Below are 23,594 nucleotides of genomic sequence, written 5' to 3' on the forward strand. Positions count from 1 at the left end.
GCAGAGGGATCTCATCTGTTACAGAGATCTCTCCGCTCGTTCTCCGAACTCGGTCAAGACGACGATCTTGTATATTGTTGGCTTTCAATACAATAAGATACTTGTCATTAACAGCCCGCCCGGATGACCCAGTCGGACGGGCTTGACGAAAATGAACCCGTCTGTATTTCGTCAGGCCGGCTCAACGATCAGTGTGCCTTTCTGGTCAATAATAAAATAAAGGGGCGAAGCAGCGAGTCCGCCCATACAGCCTCATTATTGCTGGCTTTCCTTTGCCAGTTGCTGCTCCCATTTCCAGGCGGTATCCATCATGGCATCCAGTCCGTATTTTATTTCCCAGCCCAGCGTTTTTACGGCGTGGTCGTTATTGGCGTAGATGGCAATAACATCACCGGGGCGGCGGGGACCTATTTCATAATTCAGCTTTACGCCGCTCACTTTTTCAAAGGACCTGATGGCCTCTAAAACCGTAACACCGTTTCCCGTTCCCAGGTTAAAGATCTCGTAGTTGGATTTGTTTTTTACTTCCTCCAGGTATCTGATTGCTAATGTATGCGCGTGCGCAATATCGCTTACATGGATAAAATCGCGCACGCAGGATCCGTCGCGCGTATCATAATCATCACCAAAAACCGTCATCCTGGGCAGTTTGCCTATGGCGGTTTGGGTAATAGCCGGTATCAGGTTTTGCGGCCTGCCAATAGGCACTTCTCCTATTTCAATAGAAGGATGTGCGCCTACCGGGTTAAAATACCGGAGGGCGATCACATTGGTATCAAACACTTTTGCAAAATCAGTAAGGATCTGCTCGCCCATTTGCTTGGTAGCGCCATAGGGCGATTCTGCCGGCTTGGTGGGCGTGGTTTCTACAACCGGTATCTTATCCGGGTTGCCGTAAACGGTACAGGAAGATGAAAAAACAAAATAAGGCGTATGAAAATCGCGTGCGCACTTTAAAACATTCAGCAAAGAGTTCAGGTTGTTTTCATAGTACATCAGCGGCTTTTCAACCGACTCGCCTACGGCTTTATAGGCTGCAAAATGAATAATACCGGTAATATCCGGATTTTCCGTAAATATGGCATGGGTATCATCAAAATCGCACAGGTCTACCTTATAATTTTTTACTTTTTTGCCCGTAATCTTTTCCACCCGTTCTAAAATAAAAGGCTGGGAACGGCTGTTATTATCAACAGAGATCACCTCGTAACCATTTTCTATTAAATCAACAATGGTATGCGATCCTATATATCCGCTACCACCCGTCACTAAAATCTTACTCATATTTAAATTAATTGAGGAGCGAAGTTCCGAAAAAATCTTACTTTAAACACAATTAATATTGACTGTTGACCATACGTTTTGTTTTTGGGTCATTCTCTGCATAAATTTTTGAGCAACAGTAAGATTCCTGTGCACCCTGTCTGACTAAATATTGCCATTCAGTTGGTTGCATGCCGAACTCGCCTTATGTTTAAGGGCTTCCCAAAGGGTGAGGAGCGTCAAAAAACTGCCGGGGAAAAATAACGATTGCCTGTAGACAAGAGGATTGTAGACATTTTAAAAGTCTACAGGTACTTTGTCTACAACCGGTACTGTTATTATTGAGGTTTTCAGCAATGGATAAAGAGCTTAAAGGCAGGCACAGCAGATTATCGGCTGGCCTTTTCCTGTTGCCGGGTGCTGATAACAGATGCATTGAGCATTGCAAAATATTCCGCGTTTCGGTGCCGGGCGCCGGAAAAAAGAAAATATTCTGTAAAAAGTTCCTTTCAACAGGAACGGGTGCTAACGAAAAGAAGGGTAAAACGCCGGCTTTGGGCTTTTTAGACAAACAGCGTTACTATATAATAAATAATGGCTGCAACAACCGCGCTAACAGGTATGGTCAGGATCCAGGCAATGAGCAGGTTAATAGTAACGCCCCATCTTACAGCAGAGAGCCGCTTGGTGGCCCCAACGCCAATGATGGCGCCGGTTACCGTATGGGTGGTACTTACCGGTATGCCCATACCTTCAGTAAGGATCAGCGTGGAGGCGGCGGCTGTTTCAGCAGCCACTCCTTCCAGCGGGGTAACTTTGGTGATCCTGGTGCCCATTGTCTTTACAATTTTCCAGCCACCGCTCATGGTTCCCAACGCTATGGCGCTGTAACAGGCAATGGGGATCCAGTTATGGGAAAGCAGAATATCCTTGGGGTCCACATCAGGGCTCATAGTGCCTGCCTGCACCCCATGGTAAAGGATCACTACAGAAATCAGTCCCATTACTTTCTGGGCATCATTACCTCCATGCCCCAGGCTAAAGGCGGCCGATGATAACAATTGTAACCGCTTAAACCATTTTTCTGTTACATAAGGGTTCTTTTTCCGGCAGATCCAGTAAATGGCCAGTGTAATCATAAAAGCCAGCAGCATACCAATTAATGGGGAAAGAAAGATAAACACCACGGTTTTTATAAAATTGGCCATTACTATTACATCTATAGTATGTGCTTTTGCAATTGCAGCGCCTATTAAACCGCCTATTAAGGTATGTGAAGAGCTTGAAGGGATACCAAACCACCAGGTAAACAGGTTCCATACAATAGCGGCCATTATAGCCGCCAGTATCACTATCAGGTCAAAATCCAGGAATTCCGGCTTTACCGTTTTGGCAATCGTATCGGCCACTTTATGATCTTTAAAAACAAAATAGGCAACAAAATTCCAGAAGGCGGCCCACAGCACCGCCTGAAACGGCGTTAATACTTTTGTGGAAACGATGGTGGCGATTGAATTGGCCGCATCATGAAACCCATTGATATAATCAAAAATCAAAGCCAGCCCAACAATTACTATAAGAAGTGTTAACATATATCTGTAATGAGTTTGGAGAAAGAAGCGATTATAAAATCCATTATTATGCGTACTTGATAATAATGGATTCAATTACATTTCCGGCATCTTCGCATTTATCAGTTACGGTTTCCATTACCTGGTAAATGTCCCGCTTCTTAATGACTTCTTTGGCGTCCGGTTCCGTATCAAACAGCTTTTCAATGCTCAGGTCAAACACGTCATCTGCCTGGTTCTCTATACTGTTTATTTTAATTAAACCTTCGGTAATGTCCCTGATCTTCTTCATATCACGCAGTTCCATTACAACCACTTTTATCTGTTCAGTAGCTGCTTCAATCAATTCCACCATTTTCAGCAGCCCTGTTTCATTGGGATTGACGCGGTAGAGCTTGATCTTTTTCACTGCCGAATAAATATAATCAGCAATATCATCCAGCGATGTTGCCAGGGAATGAATGTCTTCCCGGTCAAAAGGCGTTATAAAATTTCGTCCCAGCTCAGTAAAAACATTATGGGTCAGCTCATCATTGTCATGTTCCAGGTCAATGATCTGCTGTACATAGGCGTTTCTTTTGTCCAGGTCAGGCTCGGATGCAAATTTTTTTAATATGGCACCCATCAGGGATACATTGTCGGAGATTTTTTCAAACAGCTCAAAAAAAATGGTATTCTTCGGAGTAAACAGTTTAATAAATGAATTTAATCCCATGGTCGAAATTTAATTGGTGGCAAAAATATTCTGTTCGGGCCTGTTATACCATAAAATTAAAGGAATTAATAATTCCTTAATATGCAAAAGAAAGCTTTCGTTTCTTTTTTCTTTAAGGATGCACATTTTTCCCTGCGTCATTCACCGGTTATAAACAAAAGGAACCAGCTGCTGAAAGGGCCTTAACATTATAGTAATCTTGCGGTGATGATTTGGTAACAGTGGCGTAACAATGAGGTAATACAGCGGTTTGACTTTTGCAGCAAACAAGAAACATGTACTTAAGGCTGCTTACAGCATTTATTCTTACTATCTGTTCCCAGATAGTTTATTCCCAGGTCCGGTTATCCGGAAAAGTGACCGATAATCAAACAGGCTTGCCGATTGCAGGAGCTTCCGTAACACTGTCTGGAGAACAGAAAGGGGTTGTTACAGATGTAGATGGAGGGTTTTATATACCCGTAAACAAAAATGCAAAATATAGCATAACGGTTTCCAGTGTAGGCTACCAGGCAAAAGAAGTAACGGATATTGAGGTTACTGATAAAGAGGTGCCTACTGTGAACGTGACATTGGAAAAAGCCAACCAGCAATTGCAGGAGGTGGTGGTAAAGAGCAGTGCAAAACGGGAATCGGTAGCTTCTTTATATAATACACAAAAACTAAGCGCGTCCATTTCTGATGGGATCTCCGCGGATGTAATTAAAAAATCGCCGGACAGGAATACCGGGGATGTATTAAAGCGGGTAAGCGGGGCGTCTATTCAGGACGATAAATTTGTGATTATACGGGGGCTTAATGAACGCTACAATACGGCGTTATTAAATAATTCAATTTTACCAAGCACAGAGCCTGATAAAAGGGCCTTTGCCTTTAATATTATCCCGGCGGCAGTAATTGATAATGTAGTTATTTTCAAATCTGCAACACCTGATTTGCCAGGTGATTTTGCCGGAGGGGCCATAAAAATCACGACCAAGCAATATCCGACAACCCGGTTAAGTGAACTATCGCTTTCTATAGGGTATAATTCTATAACAACATTTAAAGGATTTAAAACATCTGAACCCAATGGCAAATATGATTTTTTGGGGTTTTTTGATGATTCAAGGGATTTGCCACGTTCCTATTATAATTATAGAAGTAATTTTACATCATTACCTGCTGATTACAAGACTGCTGTAACAAAACTTTTACCCAATAATTATGGCTATAGTAATGGTTCAAATGCATTGCCAAATCTGAATTTAAATTATATTGGAGGCAATTCAAAACTAATAACCGGAGATAAAAAGTTTGGGTATATATATTCAATAGGATATGGAATATCTCAACAATATAAACCCTCAATGCTAACAGAATATGATAACTCTAAAAACGAGCTATACAATTATAATACAGATGCCTATATTCAAAAATATAATTTAAACGCCATACTGAACCTCAATTATTCTTATAATAGTAATAATACTATTTCGTGGAAAACCCTTTTTAATAATGATTTGTCAAAAACCACAGGTATTCGGGATGGTAAAAATATTTCAAACGGGAATGATGTACTATACTATAAAAGTATTTTAAATGAAGCCAGGCAGGACGGCTTATTTAATTCAGTATTTGATGGTAAACATAAAATAGGCGCGGGCGCTTTGGATTGGAATGCCTCTTATTCCTATACGTACAGGAACGAGCCCGATCAAAGAATCTTAAACTTTCAGTCAACAGATAATCAAAACTATTTTAGAACAATTAATAATGAATACTCTCCGGTTATTCAGGACGCCGGCAGAATTTGGTCAAAAACAAATGAAAATATTATTGGAGCCAATCTAAATTATCAATATCCATTTGACTGGCTGAGTTTTGAGCAAAAACTGAAAATAGGATATTCCGGATATTACAGATTAAAAAATGTAGACGTGAATGCATTGGGCTATGCATCACTAAATGCCGGAGGCGCAGTGCTCAGTGCCGCTCAGGGAGAGAATATGTTTGCTGTTTTTTCACAGGAAAATATTGACAGGTATGGTTTGGTAATCGCCAATATAGGGAATAATTCTACCAATTATCAGGGGAAAGGATTTTTGAATGGCGGATATATTATGTTGAATAACCGATTTACCAACAAACTGAAATTTGATTGGGGTGTTCGGGTTGAAAACTATAACCAACGTCTTATTCCTGTATCTGGCAGCCTCAAAGTTCAACGGCAAAACCTTGATTTTTTGCCTTCTGGTAATTTAACATACGAATTAACACCTAAAACCAATTTAAGATTAGCAGCTTCGCAATCTGTTAACCGGCCAGAATTTAGAGAAATTGCTTCTTACAGTTTATATGATTACAACACAGACTTTATTTATAAGGGAGATCCTGATTTAATAAGAAGTAAAAATATAAATACCGATTTAAGGTATGAATTTTTCCCGGCCGCGGGTGAAATTATATCAGCAACTGTTTTTTATAAAAACTTTAAAAACCCGATCGAACAAATAAATGCAGGGAATAACATATTATCTTATCAGAACGCTATTAAATCTGAAGTATACGGTGGTGAGTTAGAAATAAGAAAGAAGCTGGATTTTTTGAGCAGCGATTTTTTTAATAACCTGACCTTCTATACGAACCTTTCTTATATCCATGGGTCTATTCAACTTCAAAACTCAAATAGCAACAGTGGATTAATGCAGGGCCTGTCTCCATATATTATTAATGGCGGTCTGACATATGATAACAGAGATTTTGCAGTAAACGTTTTATTCAACAGGATCGGCCCACGATTGGCTTTTCGGGGACAGAATGACCAGGCACAGGATATTTATGAAAAACCAAGGAGCGTCTTAGACGCACAGGTTAGCAAGAAATTGATAAAAAATAAGCTGGAAGTCAAATTAACTGTTGGAGATATTTTAGCGCAACCATTTAAAATGTACTACCGTTTTGATAAGACATTAAAAAGTCCTGAATATGATGCATCTTCTGATAAGATTACAAGGCAATATAAAATGGGATCAACCGGAATACTTTCTTTAAAATATAATTTTTAATTCAGTAAAAAAACAAGTATGAAACATTTAAAAACAATGACCACAATCATGTTGGCTGCAATTGTGTTCGCCTCCTGCAGCAACAAAGATAGTGAATTACCACCGCCGGTAACGCCACCCGGAGAAAATGGCACCGTTGACATAAGGGGAAGCATCAGTGCTAACCAAACCTGGACAAAAGATAAAAAGTATCGTCTAAGGGGATATGTTTATGTAGAAAACGGAACTACATTAACGATAGAACCTGGCACGCAAATAATTTCAAATGCAGATTCTGCAGGAGTACTTGTTATTTATAAAGGGGCAAAAATTAATGCTGTCGGAACGGCAACAGATCCTATTGTTTTTACATCGGCTGAAGCCAATCCTGCTCCAGGTCAATTAGGTGGTGTTATACTGGTCGGAAATGCTACAGGAAATGGAAACCATTCTGTTTTAGAAGGAGGTGTTGATGCTGCGCATCAAAAATTTGGAGGTACAAACGATGCTGACAATAGCGGAACAATGCAATATGTGCGCATTGAATACGCTGGTAAAGCTGTAAATCCGAATGATGAAATTAATGGTCTGTCTTTGTATGCTGTAGGTTCCGGAACAACGATTGATCACATTCAGGTGGTTAATGGTTTGGATGATGCATTTGAATTTTTCGGAGGAGCCGTAAATTGCAAATATTTAATTGCATATAACTGTGCGGATGATGATTATGATATGGATGACGGATATCATGGAAAAATTCAATTTGCCGTTTCTGTAAAAGCTCCGGGCTGGACTGACAACAAAACCGGAGGAGACCTTTCCAACAATTTTGAAGTAGATAATACAAACGGAACTCTTCCATATACTACAACACCGGTTACGCATCCTATTTTGTCCAACTTCACAGCAATAGGACCTAATAATGCGGCAGGAACTTCTGCAGATTATGGGTATGGCATGCGGTTTAGAAGAGGAAGCAAGCCAGTACTTGCCAATTCGGTTATATTAGGTGGACAAAAGGCCGGCCTGGTTGCTGAGAATACGGAAACACAGGCCGCTTTTCAGGCAGGAGATGCTATGTTCTATAATAGCCTGCTAAGTGCTGTTACAACTCCGTTCCTTACCTTACCTACTGGTTCTGCATTAACCAATCAGCAATTACAGGATCTTATTACCGGTACTACTTATGGAACCAAATTACTGGCTAGTGCAGCTGACGCAGGATTAACAGATGCTATTAATCCGGCGAATCCAAACCTGCAACCAAAATCAGGTTCTCTTGCGCTTACTACTGCCGGTAAATTTGATAAATCCACATTATCGGATGCATTTTTTGTTAAAACCAATTATATTGGTGCATTTGATGGCACAAATGACTGGACAAAAGGATGGACTGTGTGGGGATCAAAGTACGTTTTGGTAAAACAACAATAATCAATAAGCAGTTATTTATAAAAAGCGCTTCCCGGAAGCGCTTTTTTATTTCCTTTTCATGTAAAAAGAATCAACAAAGAAGTTGAAAGATTAGAGATGGCAGGTGTCTGAAGGCTGAGCAAAAACATGCGGTCTACAACCAATTGTAAAATGGTTTTGATTGATGTTGTTTTTAAGGTTTGTAAACATACGCCACCTCATAAGACTCCTTTTTTAACTGTGGCAATAATTGCCCGATGCGGATATCTTCCTTTTGTGGCGTGGGCTCACAAACGGAATAGGCTTCACCGTTATAAATAACCGGAACGCCGATGGGTTTATGAAATTTTACGGCAATGGTCACATGCTGTGGATACACCATTACGATCATAGGCAGATTATAGATCTCTTTTACAAGATAATAAAAGAACAGGACGCGGTCTTCACAATCGCTGCCATCGTATAAAAGGGTTTGTTCCGGCGTTAATCGCTTTTCCTGGCCAAACTGGTAAGTGTCTTCTTCAAAAGGAAAAGCATAGCGGGTGAACCGCATTAAATAATCAACACCATTTCTTACAGATAGTCCTTTGAGCTCCTTTTTGAGCATTGTTATCAGAGAGGCCCTGGTTTCATTGCTCAGCGGTATAGAAAAATAGGTGTTATAATCAACTGTAGGATAATTGGCAAATAAGGTTTTTATTTTTGGGTTTACTTTTATTTTATAATCATAGGTCTGGTTATACATAGAAAATTTCAGCTCTTTGGTTACATAATCCGTTGCCGGGAAAACAGGCAGCCGGGTAACTTTATAGGAAAAGGAACGGTGGTGCTGTGGTGTGGCTAAAGCAATTTCAGCAAAAGGAAAACGGTCAAAATCAATATTACTGCCATAATCATGATAATTAAGGCAAACGTATTGCCTCCCATCTTTCATCCTGTAAGGAATGTTGTAAATATTTTCATCGCACTGAATATAGAACAGCAGCCTGTTTCCGTTAATGCTCAGCAACGGGTCATAACCGGATTGCAGCATAAAATACCATTTGTAAAGGGTATACCGCAGGTAATTTTTTTCTTTGGGACTTATTTGCTGGGCTATGGCCCGCACCAGCTGGTAATACAGCCAGTCATCAGGTTGTTTCTCTGTTTTATAATCGTTAAGCGCATTAAAAACCGCTGTATAATCCTTTTGCTTTATGGCTGCATAAAAGCGGTTTACAGATGCATCCGAAAGCGCCGCCTCATTAAAGTCTATAGACTGGCTTTTATCATACCGGAACCGGATGCTGTCCCCGTAAAAAGAGAACCGGACGATCCTCTGATCCTCATTTGCCCATAATACTGCTGCCGGCAGGATCAGGGCAAGGAATAATATGACCAGTCCTTTATTCATGAAGCTATCTAAGTTACAAAACTTAATAATTATTTAATATTAAGTTTTTGACCCTTATAGCTGGCTAATAATGAGCTTGTTTAGACTTTTTGAGTTAATAACAAACAGGCCGCTCCTGTGGAAGCTCTTATTTAAAGAGTTTTGTTTTTACCAGGATTTTGTCCCTGAACGGCGTTCGGCTGGCCGGGCTCCTATAAAATTAATTTGGTGTTGTCATAGAAATCAGGGCGATATTTATTTTCAATTATTTAAGCCGCTTGTCATTAACAGATAATGCCCTATGAATGACAAATAAGCCTGACATACCTTCACTCCTGGTGCAATTTAAAAGTTTGAAGTCTAACGGTATTAACAGGCTGCTAACCTAATAAACCGCCGGTTCGGATCTTGCATTAAACATTGACCCGTCATTGAACCGGATCCGGTATAACGCCCGTCTATAGTGCATTGAAAGCATAAAAAAACCGCTCTTTTTGAGCGGTTGTGTGCCCGGGACTCGAACCCGCGTTAATACAAAACCGGAGCTTCCCTGGCTGTGGAAGGCTCCGGCGATTTGATAACAGCTGGTTACCGGGTCAGCTCTTTGTATAGCCCGGGTTTTGCTCCAGTTTTGAGTTTTTATTCAGTTCATCCCGGCTAAACGGACGGTAGTACATCTTATTATCCCAGGTCCTGTTCTCGTGTGCATTATCCACAAAAGGCGTATAGGTATAGTTATAGATCGTCTCATCATGATGATAGGGTGCTGACATTGTTTTTCCTGACTTGAATTTTCCTGATATGGAAATAAAAGTAAGTTTTCTGCCAAGCGTTTGTGGCGCAATCAGCCATCTGCGGGCATCATGATACCGGTGCTCTTCATATGCCAGTTCAATCCTCCGTTCGTTTCTGTATTCTGCCAGCAACGCTGCTCCTGAAGATGTAATTGCAGGCATGCCCGCCCTGAAACGTATTTTGTTCAGCCAGGTTTTAGCGGTGGCCTCATCCCCGGTTTCTATACAGGCTTCTGCGTAATTGAGAACGGCTTCTGTATAACGAAAGAACGGCCAGGGAATAAACTGTTTGTCGCTGGCATCTTTGATCTTTGGGTTCGGATCAATAAACTTTCGCATATAATAACCGGTGCGGCTGCCATTCCAGTCCTCAATGGAACTGCTTCTGGTATCAAGCCCGGCAACGGTTATGGTTTTTCCGCCGGAAGCCAGGTCGTAAAACCCGGTTTGGATCTGGTTGGCGGGGTCTACATCTCCGGATACAAGGTTACGGGGTTTCCAGCCGGCACCGTCATACATGATGGTGGCATAGAACCGGGGATCGCGATTGGTATAAGGGTGGGCCTTTTGATCCGGATTGCTCCAGGAGAAAGGCGTTCCATCCTTCATCCGGTAATCGTCCACCAGTAAGCCAACCGGGGTATTCCCGGACCAGTTATGATAACCGTTGGGCCCATTGTATTTACCAATATATTCCCCGCTTTCATCTTTGTCCGCAATAAAATACCGTGCGAATAATAAGTCCGAAGCGGCTGATGCATCTACTCCCGGCGCGGTGCTTCCTCCACCCATGCTTATAGAAATATAATTTAGCGTTCCTATGGAGTCTGCAACCGGCGCTGTCAGGTCCAGCTTATAACCGCCGCCGCCTTCCTGGATCACCGCCAGGGCTGCCTGTTTGGCCAGTTCCCAACGATCCTTTTGTGACCCGCCGGAATAGACCAGCTGATCTGTTGCCCCCGCTGCCCATACTGCTGAAATTTTTGCCTTATCATGCAGATCGCTGGCCGCATACAGCAGGGTCCTCGACTTTAAGGCCAAAGCGGCAACGCGGGTGGCTCTTCCGTTGTCCATTGTCTGGCCTTTTAATAGCAGCGCCGCACTATCGCAATCGTTTACAATAAAATTAATACATTCCTCAAAGCTGTTCCGGGCTGCAGAATAGTCCTCGTCCAGGTCATACACTTTTGTGATCAGCGGCACACCGCCATAATAGCGCACCAGTTGATGATAAAAGTAGGCCCGTAAAAAATAAGCCTGCCCCATTAAAAGCGCCTTTGTATTGTTGTCAAGCATATTTTCTGGGTTAGACAATTCCTGCAGTGTAATATTACAGGCCCTGATGCGGTTATACATGGTGCCATATTTATAGGTGTCAGATTCCCAACCTACATTGGTGGCATTTAAGCTGCCCTCATTAATCGTATTGATATTACGGCCGGTATGCGTAAATACCGCTTCGTCTGATACTGAAGCCAGCATCTGTTCTTCAAATCCGCCCTGGCCCAGGCCATTATATATTTCGTTTACAAATGCGGTGGCCAGTGCGGGGTCTTTCCATACCTGGTCTTTAGGTACCCGGTCAACAGGAGTCTGATCCAGGAAACCCTTATTACAGGCAACCAGCAGGCTGCCGAAAAAAAGCGCAGAGAATAATGTTTTATAAAAATGTGTCATAGTACTAATTTTTTGATGGTGCATAAATGCGATAATTGTTTAAAAATTAACGCTGATGCCGGTATTGATTACCTTGGCTTGCGGATAATACTGGCCACTGCTGTTGGTGGATTCCGGATCCCATATTTTTATTTTATCCCATGTAACCAGGTTTAGCCCGTTTACAAACAACCGGACTGATTGAATACCTGCTCTCTTTAAGAATTCCGGCTGTGCCGTGTAGCCGATCTCAACATTTTTGAGACGCAGGTAATTATTATTTCTCAGCCAGTAGGTATTCCAGCCGGCTTTTGCCACATCGGTGTAGTAGGTGTTATTCCTGTTGGCCAGACGGGGATCCACGCTGTTCTGGTTGTCAACAGTCCACCGGTTGTCGTAGGCATATTTTGTAAAGTTGCCGATATCGCCGGATTCTGTAAGGCCAATCAGCTGCAATCCTCCTGTTGCGCCCTGGAACAGTATCGCAGCATCAAAACCCTTATAGGAAAACGCAATATTGACTCCGCCGGTAAAAGTAGGATCCTGCACCTTATCCAGCCGCACTTCATCATCACCGTTAATTTTACCATCGTTATTTACATCTTTAAATTTCATATCTCCCGGCCGTAAAGATCCGGTTAAGGCGCTATAATCAATTTTATTGGCATCAATTTCTGCCTGTGTGGCAAAAACACCATCATACTGGTAGGCAAGGGGTGCATTAATTGGCATACCTGTTGAACGCTGATAGGCAGGAGCGCCCGGAGTTTCGTCCCAGAAGTTCACTTTATTTTTTGCATAGCCGCCATTTACGCTGATGCTGTAATTGAAATCATGAACGGCTCCGTTATAGCCTACCTTGAACTCCCAGCCTTTGTTGGTAACCACACCCAGGTTTACCGGCGGCAGTTTATCCACGATGCCGGAGCTTGTTGGAATGGAGCCCCCGCGGTTGATTAGAATTTTTGTGCGCTTATTATAAAAATAATCAAAGTCAAAGCTGATATGATTGCTTAACAGGCTTCCTTCCAGGCCAATGTTGGAGTTATTAGCTACCTCCCAGGAAAAATCGGGGTTGGGCAGGTTGTTCTCAATTAAAGACTTGGCAACATCGCCACCCAGTATATAGCTTCCAAACCCAAGTGTGGCCAGGTATTGGAACTCTGCCAGGTTTCCGGCCGGATCATAGGCTTCTGCTCCCATTCGCCCCCAGGAACCACGTATTTTCAGGTTATTGAAAAAGGAAACATGGTTCTTGAAGAAAGGCTCTTCGGAAATACGCCATCCGGCGCTCACCCCGGGGAAAAAGCCAAACCGCATGGTGGGCGGAAAGATATAGGAACCGTCTGCCCGCCACAGGAATTCAGCCATATACTTTTCCTTGTAATTATAACCCAGCCGCCCGAAATAGCTTAAACGGGCCCTCAGGAACTGGCCGTAAGGGTTTCCGGTAGCTCCGTCATTGCCAATATTCTGTTCTTTGGTGCCCCCTACAGAAAGCTGGTCAATATAGGAGGAAATAAAATACCTCCTGTAAGCCCAGAAATCTTCATTGTTTACTTTTTCCCGGGTTACTCCGGCCAAAAAAGTTAAGGAGTGCACACCGTTAAATTTGCGGTCATAATTGATTAACCCTGTAAGGTTCACGGCCAGCTGGGAAGCGGCCGCCTGGGTTAAACGGGGATCCGTAAAGGGAGAGCGTACACTGCCGGTTAATACAGGCGTAACGCCGTCTGCTTCGTACGATTTTTTATCCCAGAAATATAAGGTCCACGGTGTTTCCCATTTTTTACGGCGGGCAGACATTTTATCAATGGATGCTGTTCCGGTAAGCTTTAAGCCCTCTATCCCGGGAATATCTATTTCTACTTTACCGTTTGACTGAAAATAATCTCTGATATCCTTGTCATACCCTGTAAGGCTGGTAGTAATTACGTATGGGTTTTGCCCGTATTCAATATCCGGTCCTGGCAGGCCATTGGGCCAAACTTCAATTTCGGTAGGTTTTCCGCGCATGATCATCCGGAAGATGTCTCCTGCGCCCAGTGTTGGGAAATGGCGGTCTTCTTCCCGCGCTACCACATTAACACTTGTCCGTATATGTTTGCTCACTTTTACATCCAGGTTCACCCTTAAATCATATTGGCTGTAGCCCGTTGCAGATTTCCTGTAGTAACCATCCTGGTCCAGATAGCCCAGGGAGGCCATATATCTTGCGTTTTCTGATCCGCCGGAGATCTGCAGGTTGTGCTTTTGCTGGGGCGACCAGGTTTTAAGGGTGGTTTTATACCAGTCGGTATTAGGATGCCCCAAGGGGTCGGACCCGTCCCGGTATTTCTGGATATCGTCAGCTGTAAAATCAGCAGCTACCGTTTTGCTGTTATCCTTTAAGGTATAGCTTCCGGTAGATGCAAACGCGGCTGCAGCCGCGGCCCATTCATCAGTGGGCACATTGTCATATATTTTCAACTCATTCCGGATGGTTGCATATTCTGCCGCATCGGACATCTGGGGCGTACGGGTAGGTCGTTGCCACCCGTAACTAAAATCATAGTTAACACGGGGCTTCCCGCTTTTTCCCTGCTTGGTGGTAATCAATATAACCCCGTTTCCTGCCCGAGATCCGTATATGGCAGCGGATGCATCCTTTAATACGGAAATGGATTCAATGTCTGCGGGGTTTAAACGCTCCAGCCCCCCGGCACGGTTCGGAACCCCGTCAATTACGATCAATGCATCACTGTTTCCTAAAGAGTTGGTGCCGCGTATCCGTATTTTAGAACCGTCATAACCCGGTTCCCCTGTAGTCTGCACCGCAGTAACACCGGGCAATCTCCCCGCCAGGGAATTGGATAGATTGGTGGCCGGCGACTTTTGCAGATCAGCCCCTCTTACTGAAGTTACGGCACCGGAAACCACAGCTTTCTTTTGCGTGCCATATCCTACAACAACCACATCTGCAAGCTGATCTGTAGCACTGGCAATAAGAGTAACGGTAATTTCCTGTTTTTCCCCAACTGCAACCTCCTGTTCCGCAAAACCTATATGGGAAAAAACAAGCGTTCCTCCCGTATCCGGAACCCGGATGGTAAAAACACCGGCATTGTTTGTAGTTACGCCTGTGCTGGTACCTTTTAACAGAACAGAAACCCCTGAAAGAGGCTGGCCGGCCTGATCAGTAACCGTTCCGGTAATGACTTTGTCATACAACGGGTGCGTTTTTGCAAGTACGCTGCTGCTGGTAACTGTAAACAGCAGGATCGCAATCAGTAGCAATGATTTTTGATAAAAGAGGGCATAGTAAGCACGCAGTGCGCACAATCGGCTGGGTTTAGACATAGCATTTCTGGTTTAGATATTAAACAAAGGATTGTTGATGGCAAAGCAAAGGGCAAATCAACCTTATCACGCCAAATGTAAAAAAAATTTATTTTTAAAAACGTATAAAAGAGAAAATAATTGTTATGATGACAAAAGTTTTTAAAATAAAAAAACGACAGCAATAGGGGTTGCTGCCTAACAAAAAATCTGCAGTTTTATACTGCAGATTTTTTAAAATTAAAACTATATTTGACGGACGCTATTTCTTCTTTTCAAACATTAAAGACTTTACTTTTTCCTTGTCTTCTTTTTCTTTTTTCAGATCAAACATGGTGCCGAACACATGATCCCAGATAGTGCTGCTTACACCGAATCCCTTATGCTCATCCTTATAATGATGCAGATGGTGGTTGCGCCACAAACCTTTCATCCATTTAAAAGGCGGGTTCCAGGCATGTATGGCATAGTGCATGGTTCCATACATCAGGTACCCCAGCATAAAGCCCGGAAAGAACATAAATGCCCTGGAGCCCATCAGCAGGTAGAAAATTCCCAGCAATACAGATGCAATGATAATGCTGGGCACCGGGGGCATAAATAACCGCTGCCGGTCCCTTGGGTAATGATGGTGGTTGCCATGCATTACATAAGCGATCTTCTGTGCGGTGGGGTTATCACTTACCCAGTGAAATACAAAACGATGGGCAATGTATTCAAAAAAACTCCACGAAAAGATGCCGATAAAAAACAGCAAAAGCACATAACTCCATGTATAACCATTAGAGGCATGGCTGTAATACAACATATATACAATTACAGGAATATACATGCCCCAGATAACCAAAGGGTGTGTTTTGGTAAGCATTTCCAGGTAATCATTTTTAAAAAGCCTGGCCTGCCCTTTATTGTGAATTTTATCAAACTGCATAACGGAACAAAATTACACCAAAATAAATTGATAAAAGATCGGTTTCATTCAATTGACAAAAAAGGGCGCTGATTTGTTGTATTCTGTTGCTGAAATGTTGTGCCGGATCAACAGGAATGACCATTTTTTTACTTTATTGCTACAAAAACAAAACAATTGTTTGTGTGCTTACCGGTATGTTTTTTTCCAGTTGCTGAGATCGGGAATGATGCTTCTTTTTTTGTTGAGCTCATAATTATAAATAATAGTGCCTATTTCCTTGAAGAAAGGGAACCCGATGGTTTCATAATCGTATTTATCATCATTCAGTATGCCATCGCTGTTTACATAAATGGTAGCGCTCAGCATAAATTCCACGTTATTTTTAAAATCCACCACATAACAATAATCCGTTAAATAACCATAGCTCCATCCTGCTTTATTAAATACCCGTATATAGCCGGGAATTTTTTCTTTGCCCGCCCTGAAAAAGAAAAACTTGGTATAGCTGTCAAAGAATTCTGTGGTATCATACCGGGGATAACGGCTTTCATACGGCAGCTCCGACAGATAGGTGTACAGCAGGTTGTATTGCTCTTTGGTGAGATGGAACCGGCTTTTTTCCGGCACGGATTGCGGGAACAGTACAGACCGGAGCAAAAGATTCCCATCTTCCAGTGGCAGGTTGTTATGCGTGGTAAAGTCCATGGGTTCATGAATCAAACTGTCGTTTTTATCCCAGTGGCCGGTGCCTACCAGTATTTTGTTTTTGGGAAAATGGAAAAGTACCCTGCTGTAGGCCGGGGGTTGTGTATATACCAGCTTTCCGTTGTTAAAAAAGCGGAGCTGGTTGGTATGCCGGTTTTCTTCTTCATTCATAGGTACAAAGCGCCGTGTAATACGGATATCCTTATACCCTTTTTCCCATAAGGATTCATTTAAATATTGCTGCCCTGTAAATTCGTACAACCGGTTATAGGCATCATTATCGCTTACGATAAAGATCTTTTTGATGTAATGCTCAATAGAAGGCAGCCCGTTAGCCGCTGTGCTATCGCTGGTTACAGCGCTTTGACCGCTGTAAGAGCTGTCTGTGATCATGGCCATTTGTGCATTGATCCGGCCTTTAAGCCCGTTCAGCTTTTCAAGAGCCGTAAATGCCACGGGCATCTTTACCGTGGAGGCAGGATTAAAATACCGGTTACGGTCTACATTCAGATAATGATTAATAAAGGAAGGCCGCTGGTGCGCGTCCCGTTTGATCTCTGTATAAATAACCTGGTATTGAAAACTATCCTTTTTATCCAGGACGTTCTTTAAGAATGATGATGCGTTTTTCCGGATCAGGGCTTCAAAAGAGCGATCTGTTTTTTCCTGAGCCTGTATGGAAGCGGCGGTAAACAGCAGCATTAAAAAAGAAAATCGATTCATGCGGAAAAGATACAAAATCCGTCAGCCAAACCGGTTATTTTTTGCGGGGAAGGAATGCCGCTGATTGCATGAATCCGCTTACTTTTGCCAACAATACATTTTTATATGAAGCAGACTCCTTTTACGCAAAAGCACATTGCCCTGGGTGCCAAAATGGCTGAATTTGCGGGGTACAATATGCCCATCAGCTATACCGGCATCAATGAAGAACATCAGACAGTAAGAAAAAATGCAGGTGTTTTTGATGTAAGCCATATGGGAGAGTTTATCTTAAAAGGGCCCGGGGCGCTGGATTTGATTCAGCGGGTAACAACCAATGATGCTTCCAAGCTGAAAAGCAACCATGCCCAGTACAGTTGTTTTACCAATGAGCAGGGCGGCATCATTGATGACCTGATCATTTATTGTATTGAGGAAAAGAACCTGCCTGCCGGACAGGCGGGTGTATACATGATTGTTGTGAACGCCGCAAATATTGATAAGGACTGGGAATGGCTGGTGGCGCACAATACAGAAGGTGTAGAAATGCATAATATTTCAGACAAGACCTGTTTGCTGGCCATACAGGGCCCTAATGCAACCGCTATTTTACAACCGCTGACCGATGTGGATATCCTGAACCTGAAATATTACACTTTTGAAAAAGGCACATTTGCCGGGGTAAAAAATGTGTTGATCAGCGCTACTGGTTATACCGGGGCAGGTGGGGTGGAGATCTATTTTGAAGATAAAGAAGGCGCTGCTGATAAAATATGGGATGCCATTTTTAAGGAAGGCGCGCCAAAAGGGCTGAAACCGATCGGCCTTGCTGCAAGAGATACGCTGCGGCTGGAAATGGGCTACTGCCTATATGGCAATGACCTCAATGATACCACCACTCCGCTGGAAGCAGGACTGGGATGGATTACAAAGTTTACCAAAACGTTTACGGCAAGCGATCTGCTGAAACAGCAGAAAGAAACAGGTGTGGAACGCAAACTGGTAGGCTTTGAGCTGAAAGATAAAGGCATTCCGCGTAACGGATATGAGATTTGTGATGAAGCCGGCAATACTATTGGTCACGTCACTTCCGGTACGCAGGCCCCCTCATTAGGCAAGGCCATTGGCATGGGGTATGTAAAAAAACAGTTTGCGGCATTTGATACGCCTGTATTCATTAAAGTGCGCGATAAATTATTAAAAGCAAAAGTGGTAAAGCTGCCCTTTGCATAAATCCGGTTGAGTTGTATATAACAGCATGAGTCAAAAACCCACTCTTTTTACCTCTTTGTCTCCGGCGTTACTGCATTTGTATGATCTGCAGAACGCAGTGGTTGTGATTATTGATGTTTTCAGGGCTACATCTACCATTGCATCAGCATTGTATAACGGGGCCCGGTATATAATACCTGTTGATGCGGTCTCAAAAGCAATTGAGATCAGCAAAAAAACCGGCGGCATCGCAGCCGGTGAACGGGATGGAAAACTGGCAGATGGCCTGAGCCACGGCAATTCGCCCCTGGAATATAAAAGAGCATTTATTGAAAATAAAGTGCTGGTGTTAACCACCACCAATGGTACCCGTTTACTGCAGATGGCGCTGGATCAGGGTGCAGACACTATTATTACCGGTTCTTTCCCGAACCTTTCATCGGTTTGCAGCTATTTATTGCAGCAAAATAAAAATGTGGTGCTGGCATGCGCGGGGTGGAAAGATAAATTTAACCTGGAAGATACTTTATTTGCTGGGGCTGTTATCAGCAGGGTACAGGAGCATTTCTCTATCCACTGCGATAGTTCCCTGATGGCTGCATATACCTACAACTGTAATAAAGCAGATCTGCTGGGTTTTGCAAAGAATTTCACGCATTATCACCGTTTGGTAGACCGCTTTGGTTATATTGATGATATTGCCTTTTGCTTACAGGAGGACCGTGCAGATGTGCTGCCCCTGTATAGAGAAGGGCGCCTTGTAAACGGAAAAAACACATAAAGATAAAACTTTTTTTTGGTAAAGCTGCCTAATAAATTTTCCCAAAATGTTCATTAAATAATAGGAAAAGCGGATCAAATTCTTTTATTTTTGCCGATTGTCCTTTTTGTAGCCCTGTCAGGATAAACAGGTGTTTGATGAATAATTTTTAAAATGGATTTGTTAATGCTAAAACAATATTGTTTTGAGCAAATGCCCGGCTTCCCGGAAAGGTGCAGGAAGGATAAGACTATTTTTAACTAAGCATAATTCATAATAGTTTGGCATTACCACATTTATTAAAGCACGTTTATACTTTTGGAACAGACGAGGTCATTCGCAGGGGAAAAAAAACATTTGCGCTGGGCTTTGTAGAGCTGATTGAGTATGATAAGCTGACCGGCAGTGTTTTTTTCCGGGTTAAAGACGATACCTATAGCACTTTTTACAAGGTACAGGTTCAAAAGTTTAACGATCCCAAAAACCTTACTTTAAAATGTAACTGCCCCTATAACCTTGGCGAGATCTGCAAGCATGAGGTGGCGGCTCTTTTTCAGCTACAGGAATTAATAGATAAAGGCCAGCTCGAAGATGAAGAAGTATATTATGACCAGCGGCATACAGTTGTAAAGATCCGTAACCTGGATGTGCGTTCCATCCGGCTGCTTTGCGCCCCCGAAACATTTAACGAGGCGGAGAAGTTCCTGCAGAAGAAAAAGGCAAAAATTGTATATGCACAGGATGAAACCGTAAAAGCCATTGTACCGCTCAACGGAACGGATTATAAAGTAGCCGTCAAAAAGAATGAAGAGCGCAATTTTGACACCAGCTGCGATTATGAGGATACGGACCACCCGCTTTGTTTACCCAAGGTGATCGTTTTTCTGCAATTGATCAAACAGCACGGATCGGATTATTTCGACACCATCAGGAACCGCGACGTGGAGAAAAACAAGCTCCTGGAAGCCTATGGCTATTCTTTAAATGACGATCTGAAAGGCAAATTTGAATTCGTATTTAAAGACGGAAAGCCATTCCTCCGGGTGCTGGATCCAAAGATCAAACGGATCAATACCCTGCCGGCTACCGGCCGGCCGGCTGCGGTTGTTACCAAACAACCTCAGCAGCTCATTGAAAAGGAAACAGCGGTGGCTGAAGAAGAACCACTGGCAAGGAAGCTGGCGATTGTGTTTGATTTTAATAAAAGCCTGTACCCTTATTTTAAGGTGCACCTGGTTACCGGGGAGATCAATGAAGCCGGCAATGGTTTTAACGGGAAAGCCACAGCGCTGGATGTTACGCATTTTATTGATACCAGCGATTATAATGAAGAAGATATTAATCTGCTGAATTCTGTAAGAAAATTACAGGATGTTGAAATAAATAAATATGTAGCAAGAAATACGCCTTTTAATACATCCTGGGACGAAGAGTTGCCCGCTGTTGAAGCAGGGAGTGAAACCCGGCAGCTGATCAATGAATACGTACTGCCCCGCTTGCGCAAGCTGCTTACAGATGCAGGAGACGATGCACTGGCATTTATTGTGCCCAGGGGAAAGGAATTTATTACCGCAAATATTGAACAGATTGATATTTTTACAGAGCCGGCCGTAACAGAATTCTATGTAGATCGTGAAGGAGCAGAGAACTTCAGTTGTGACTGCCTGGTTCGTTTAAGGGGTATGGTACATGGCGTAGAGCAGAATGAAAGCCCCAGCCCTTTATTGTTTTTATACAACCACCAGCTTTTTTTATTTACCAATTCGGAAAGCATCAGCCTTATTGAAAAATTCCTGCCGGATGGTAAAATGGTCATTCCTGCAGCGGAGTGGCCCCGGACATTGCATACCTTTATCCTGCCTCTGGCAAAGGAATATAAAGTGGATTTTGATGCATCCATGCTGCATGTAATGAAAAATATTGTTCCGGATGCCAGGCTGCTGCTGATTGAAAAAGGAGAATACCTCGTCTTTAAGCCGCAGTTTTCGTATAAAGGCTATGAAACAGACCTGTTAGGAAAAGAAGTGTTCCTGGTACCGGAGGGCGATAAGATCCTGGCCATACACCGCAATAAAGAAAAGGAAAAAGCATTTGTTGACCGGTTGAAAAACCTTCATTCCAACCTGATAATGAATGAAGAGAACGGAACACTGGCATTAAAGGGATCGGAGATCCTTAAAGACAACTGGTTCTTTTTATTTGTAGATGCCATGAAGGAAATGCAGGTGCCTGTATTTGGTTATGACGCGCTGCGCAATTTCCGTTTCAATACAGCAAAACCCCAGACCAAAATCTTCATCTCCAGCAATACAGATTGGTTCGATGCCAAAGTAGATATTGTATTTGGCGATCAGCAGGTATCTATAGCTGATGTAAAACGCGCGCTGGCCAATAAGCAGCTATACGTGCAGCTGGGCGATGGCACACTGGGAGTGCTTCCGGAAGAATGGCTGAAAAAATATGCCTTGCTGTTCCGTGTAGGAGAAGGAGCCAACCAGAACCTGAAACTTTCCAAATACCACAAAAGCGTGGTGGATGAATTGTTTGAATTAAAAAATGAGGAAGAACTGGTTTTTGAGCTGGAAGAAAAATATAACCGGCTGAGAGATTTTGAAAAGATCCATGACATAGAGCCTCCCGCTCATTTACAGCAGGTGCTGCGCCCTTACCAGATGGCCGGTTTTCAATGGATCAATTACCTCCGGAACGTAAACTGGGGCGGCATCCTGGCAGATGATATGGGGTTGGGTAAAACAGTGCAGGCTCTTTCCTACCTGGAACATTACAAGTCGGAGAATCCCGATGCGAGGATCCTGGTCATCTGCCCTACCACGCTGATCTATAACTGGGAGAATGAAATAAAAAAATTTACTCCTTCCCTCACGTATCGCATTCACCATGGCCCGTCCCGCACAAGGGCGGCAGATGATATTTTAAGACAGGATGTAACCATTACTACTTATGGCACTTTAAGAAGCGACATTAAGCTGTTTGTGGGCATACAGTTTGACTATGCGGTGCTGGATGAAAGCCAGGCCATCAAAAACCCTGCAAGCAAGGTTACAAAAGCGGCGTATCTGATCAATGCCAGGCACCGCCTTTGTATGAGCGGTACGCCGTTGCAGAACAATACCTTTGACGTTTATGCCCAGATGAATTTCCTGAACCCGGGTATGCTGGGCAGCATAGAATTCTTCCGCCAGGAGTTTGCCATTCCTATTGATAAGTTAGGCGAGGCAGACCGGAAGGAGCATTTACGGAAGCTGCTCTATCCCTTTATTTTGCGCAGAACCAAGGAGCAGGTGGCAAAAGACCTTCCGGAAAAACAGGAAATGATCCTGTGGTGCGAAATGGACGGCCCCCAGCGTTCTATTTATGATGCCTACCGCAATGATTACCGGGATAAGATCCTTGGAAATATTGAAACACAGGGCATCGGCCGCTCACAAATGACCATTTTACAGGGTTTGATGAAACTGCGCCAGATCTGCGATTCTCCCGCTATCCTGAATGAAGAAGAGACGTTTGAGAACCATTCCATTAAAATAGAGGAGCTGGTAAGAGAGATTTCTGAAAACATGGGCGATCATAAAGCGCTGATCTTTTCCCAGTTTCTCGGAATGCTGGGCCTGATCCGCCAGAAGCTGGAAGAATTGGGCATTAAATATGAATATTTTGATGGGAGCACTTCTGCGCCCGACAGGGAAAAAGCGATCCAAAGTTTTCAGAATAACGACGAGGTACGGGTATTCCTGATTTCATTAAAAGCCGGTGGTGTGGGTTTAAACCTTACAGCAGCAGATTATGTATACATTGTAGATCCGTGGTGGAATCCGGCAGTAGAGCAGCAGGCTATAGACCGTACACATCGTATCGGACAAACAAAAAACATTTTTGCCTATCGCATGATCTGTAAGGACACTATCGAAGACAAGATCCTGAAGCTGCAGGAAAAGAAAAAAGCACTGGCAAAAGATCTGATTTCAGATGAAACAGGTTTTGTGAAATCACTGACACGGGAAGATGTGGAATACTTGTTCAGTTAACGGAGGTTTGGCTGGGCCAGGCACCAGGCAAAAGCCGCTCAATAGCACTGTTTGAACCACAGCCGGCTTCATGGCAGAAATATATAAAGCTGTTAACAAACAGCAGGAGCAGCAATAAAACAGTTTCC

13 protein-coding genes are annotated in these 23,594 nt (G+C 43.1%); 5 read left to right on the plus strand and 8 right to left on the minus strand.

Going from position 1 to position 23,594, the window contains the following annotated elements:
* Positions 1 to 255: 255 nt before the first annotated feature.
* The 3 genes from galE to A8C56_RS21705 form a co-directional block, all read right to left on the minus strand.
* Positions 256 to 1,284: a UDP-glucose 4-epimerase GalE gene (gene galE, locus A8C56_RS21695; protein ID WP_067760635.1), complete on the minus strand. Its 1,029-nt coding sequence runs from the start codon at positions 1,282 to 1,284 to the stop codon at positions 256 to 258.
* 542 nt (positions 1,285 to 1,826) lie between these two features.
* Positions 1,827 to 2,855, minus strand: a complete 1,029-nt coding sequence (locus A8C56_RS21700; RefSeq protein ID WP_067760637.1) for an inorganic phosphate transporter — start codon at positions 2,853 to 2,855, stop codon at positions 1,827 to 1,829.
* Positions 2,856 to 2,901: 46 nt separating this feature from the next.
* Complete coding sequence (locus tag A8C56_RS21705; RefSeq protein WP_067760638.1) at positions 2,902 to 3,549, minus strand: DUF47 domain-containing protein; 648 nt, start codon at positions 3,547 to 3,549, stop codon at positions 2,902 to 2,904.
* Positions 3,550 to 3,824: 275 nt separating this feature from the next.
* Between A8C56_RS21705 and A8C56_RS21710 the strand changes: the two genes are divergently transcribed.
* Complete coding sequence (locus A8C56_RS21710; protein ID WP_067760640.1) at positions 3,825 to 6,596, plus strand: TonB-dependent receptor; 2,772 nt, start codon at positions 3,825 to 3,827, stop codon at positions 6,594 to 6,596.
* Positions 6,597 to 6,614: 18 nt separating this feature from the next.
* Positions 6,615 to 8,009, plus strand: a complete 1,395-nt coding sequence (locus A8C56_RS21715; protein WP_067760642.1) for a hypothetical protein — start codon at positions 6,615 to 6,617, stop codon at positions 8,007 to 8,009.
* Between the two features lie 172 nt (positions 8,010 to 8,181).
* Here A8C56_RS21715 and A8C56_RS21720 read toward each other — a convergent pair whose 3' ends face one another.
* The 5 genes from A8C56_RS21720 to A8C56_RS21740 form a co-directional block, all read right to left on the minus strand.
* Positions 8,182 to 9,381, minus strand: coding sequence for a hypothetical protein (locus A8C56_RS21720; protein WP_067760644.1), 1,200 nt, complete (start codon positions 9,379 to 9,381; stop codon positions 8,182 to 8,184).
* A 575-nt stretch (positions 9,382 to 9,956) separates the two neighbouring features.
* Positions 9,957 to 11,831 carry a RagB/SusD family nutrient uptake outer membrane protein gene (locus tag A8C56_RS21725; protein ID WP_067760646.1) on the minus strand — a complete coding sequence of 625 codons (1,875 nt, stop codon included), beginning with the start codon at positions 11,829 to 11,831 and terminating at the stop codon, positions 9,957 to 9,959.
* A 39-nt stretch (positions 11,832 to 11,870) separates the two neighbouring features.
* A complete protein-coding gene (locus A8C56_RS21730) occupies positions 11,871 to 15,149 on the minus strand; it encodes a SusC/RagA family TonB-linked outer membrane protein (RefSeq protein ID WP_067760647.1) in 3,279 nt (1,092 codons plus the stop codon).
* A 241-nt stretch (positions 15,150 to 15,390) separates the two neighbouring features.
* Entirely contained in the window at positions 15,391 to 16,059 is a 669-nt protein-coding gene (locus tag A8C56_RS21735) for a sterol desaturase family protein (protein ID WP_067760649.1), read from the minus strand.
* Between the two features lie 168 nt (positions 16,060 to 16,227).
* The gene (locus A8C56_RS21740; RefSeq protein WP_067760651.1) at positions 16,228 to 17,469 is read right to left on the minus strand and encodes a serine hydrolase; all 1,242 of its coding nucleotides are present in this window, start codon (positions 17,467 to 17,469) and stop codon (positions 16,228 to 16,230) included.
* 105 nt (positions 17,470 to 17,574) lie between these two features.
* Here A8C56_RS21740 and gcvT point away from each other — a divergent pair, with 105 nt between their 5' ends.
* The 3 genes from gcvT (at position 17,575) to A8C56_RS21755 (ending at position 23,466) form a co-directional block, all read left to right on the plus strand.
* Positions 17,575 to 18,681 (plus strand): glycine cleavage system aminomethyltransferase GcvT, encoded by a 1,107-nt coding sequence (gene gcvT, locus A8C56_RS21745; protein WP_067760653.1) that lies wholly within the window; start codon positions 17,575 to 17,577, stop codon positions 18,679 to 18,681.
* Positions 18,682 to 18,706: 25 nt separating this feature from the next.
* Entirely contained in the window at positions 18,707 to 19,441 is a 735-nt protein-coding gene (locus A8C56_RS21750) for a 2-phosphosulfolactate phosphatase (protein WP_067760655.1), read from the plus strand.
* A 260-nt stretch (positions 19,442 to 19,701) separates the two neighbouring features.
* The gene (locus A8C56_RS21755) at positions 19,702 to 23,466 is read left to right on the plus strand and encodes a DEAD/DEAH box helicase (protein WP_067760657.1); all 3,765 of its coding nucleotides are present in this window, start codon (positions 19,702 to 19,704) and stop codon (positions 23,464 to 23,466) included.
* Positions 23,467 to 23,594 lie beyond the last annotated feature (128 nt).

Origin of the sequence: Niabella ginsenosidivorans (genome assembly GCF_001654455.1) — a bacterium.
GTDB lineage: Bacteria > Bacteroidota > Bacteroidia > Chitinophagales > Chitinophagaceae > Niabella > Niabella ginsenosidivorans.